Source organism: Micromonospora sp. NPDC047074 (assembly GCF_040643815.1).
GTDB lineage: Bacteria > Actinomycetota > Actinomycetes > Mycobacteriales > Micromonosporaceae > Micromonospora.
In genome coordinates, this window is sequence record NZ_JBEYVB010000083.1 from 1 (window position 1) to 2,472 (window position 2,472).

The 2,472-nt window shown below is 71.8% G+C and carries 1 protein-coding gene; it reads left to right on the forward strand.

The annotated features are described in order from the left end of the window. Positions 1-15: 15 nt before the first annotated feature. On the forward strand, positions 16-2,472 hold a 2,457-nt coding region (locus tag ABZ809_RS34435), incomplete at its 3' end, for a condensation domain-containing protein (protein WP_357566843.1).

Sequence of the window (2,472 nt, forward strand, 5' to 3'; positions counted from 1 at the left end):
TTCAGTTTCTTGAAGTTGACGCCGGGTCATTTGGAGATTCTGGGTCGGCAGTTGTCGGATGAGGCGTTGTCGTCGTTGGCGCCGGTGGTGGTGGTCGCTGGTGAGGCGTTGCCGGCGGCGCTTGCCAACAGGTGGTTGGGCCTGCTTGGTGCGGGTGGTCTGGTGAATGAGTACGGGCCGACCGAGGCGAGTGTGGGCACCTGCATCTTCCCGGTGGTGGTGGAGCAGCCGGGTCCGGTGGTGCCGATCGGTCGTGCCCTGCCCGGGATGACGATGTACGTGCTCAACCGGGACCTGCATCTGGCTCCGGTGGGCGTCGTCGGCGAGCTGTACGTCGGTGGCGTGGGCGTGGCGCGTGGCTACGCCGACCAGCCGGCCCTCACGGCGGAACGGTTCCTGCCCGACCCGTTCGCCGCTGCGGCGGTCGCGTCCGGCGCCGAGCCTGGGGTCGGTGTCGGGGCGCGGATGTACCGGACCGGGGACCTGGTGCGCCGGTTGCCCGATGGTGCGGTGGAGTTCGTGGGGCGGGTCGACCACCAGGTGAAGATCCGTGGTTACCGGATCGAGCTGGGTGAGATCGAGTCGGTCGTGGAGGGTGTGGACGGCGTCGGCGACGCCGTCGCCCTGGTCGGTGAGTCGGACCGGCTGGTGGTCTTCTACCGGCCGGCCGCGCCCGCGACCGCCGGCCTGGCGGACCGGATCCGGGCCGGGTGCGTGGAGCAGCTTCCGGAGTACATGATCCCGGCGGAGTTCGTGGCGGTGGAGGCGATCCCGCTCAACGCCAACGGCAAGGTCGACCGGGCCGCGTTGTGGGATACCTCGGTGCCGGCCGAGCGGGCGTACGTCGCCCCGTCGACCGAGCTGGAGGCCCAGCTGGCCGGGATCTGGGGCCAGGTGCTCAACCTGGAGCAGGTCAGCACCCAGGAGAGCTTCTTCGACCTCGGCGGGCACTCCATCAGCGCCATCGCCCTCGTCGGCGCGCTGCGCAACGCCGGCCACCCCGTCTCGGTGCGCGACGTCTTCGTGCACCGCACCGTCGCCGCCCTGGCCGGGCACCTCGCCGCCGGCGACAGCGCCGAGGTGGCGCCCGCCTTCCAGGCGGTCGCCCCGTTCAGCCTGCTCGACGACGCCGACCGGGCCGCGCTGCCCGCCGGGCTCGCCGACGCGTACCCGTGCGGGCAGGTGCAGCTCGCCATGCTCGTGGTCACCCTCTCCGACTCGGACCGGCGCACCTACCACAACGTGTCGGCGTTCCCGATCCGCGACGAGCACGCCTTCGACGGCGACGCCCTGCGCGGTGCGGTGCGGACCGTGGTGGACCGGCACGAGATCCTGCGCACCTCGTTCGACCTGACCGGCTACTCGGTGCCGATGCAGCTCGTGCACGCCGAGGTGCCCGTCGACGTCACCCTGCTCGACCTGCGCGACGGCACCGACGAGGAGGCCGAGGCCCGGCTGCGGGCGTACCTGGCCGCCGAGCGGGCCCAACCGTTCACCCCGGACCAGGTCCCGCAGATGCGGGTCGCCGGCGCGGCCGGCCGCAACGGCACGTGGTGGTTCGTGCTGACCATGTCGCACGGCATCCTCGAGGGCTGGAGCCACCACTCGCTGCTGATGGAGATCCTCGACAGCTACCGCAGCCTGCGGGACAGCGGCGCGCCGGCCGCGTTCGAGGCGCCGCCCGTGCGCTACGCCGACTTCGTCGCCGGCGAGCTGGAGGCGCTGTCGTCGGCCGAGGACCGGGAGTACTGGCAGCGCGTGGTCGCGCAGCCGGTCTTCGAGCTGCCCGCCGGCTGGGGCGAGGACGAGTCGGTGCCCGAGTACGAGTGCGGCACCCGGGTCCCGCTGCACGACCTGATGGACGACCTGCGTGAGCTGGCCAGCCGGACCGACACGTCGCTGAAGAGCGTGCTGCTGGCCGCGCACCTGAAGGTGATGAGCCAGCTCACCGCGGAGCCGGTCTTCACCAGCGGGCTGGTCAGCCACGGCCGGCCCGAGGTGACCGGCGCGGACCGCGTGTACGGGATGCACCTGAACACGCTGCCGTTCACGCACGACGCGAGCGCGCGGACCTGGCGGGAGCTGATTCGGGGCACGTTCGCCGGTGAGCTGGAGCTGTGGCCGCACCGCCGCTACCCGCTGCCGGCCGTGCAGCGCCTCGGCGACGGACGACGGCCGATCGAGATCCTCTTCAACTACCTCGACTTCGAGCAGGTCGACACCGAGCGGGTCGACTTCGACGACGCGATCTACGAGGCCAGCGGCGAGTTCGGGCTGCACGTCTCCACGCTTGGCGGCGTCATCAACATCCTGGCCCGGCCGCACGCGGTCAGCTACCCCAACGTCCTGCGGCTCGGTGGCATGTACCGGGCGGTGTTGGAGGCGATGGTCGCCGACGTGGACGGGGACGCGGTGGTGACGTGTCTGCCGGCGGGTGAGGTGTCGGTGGTGTTGGCGGACGGGCCGTCGGTG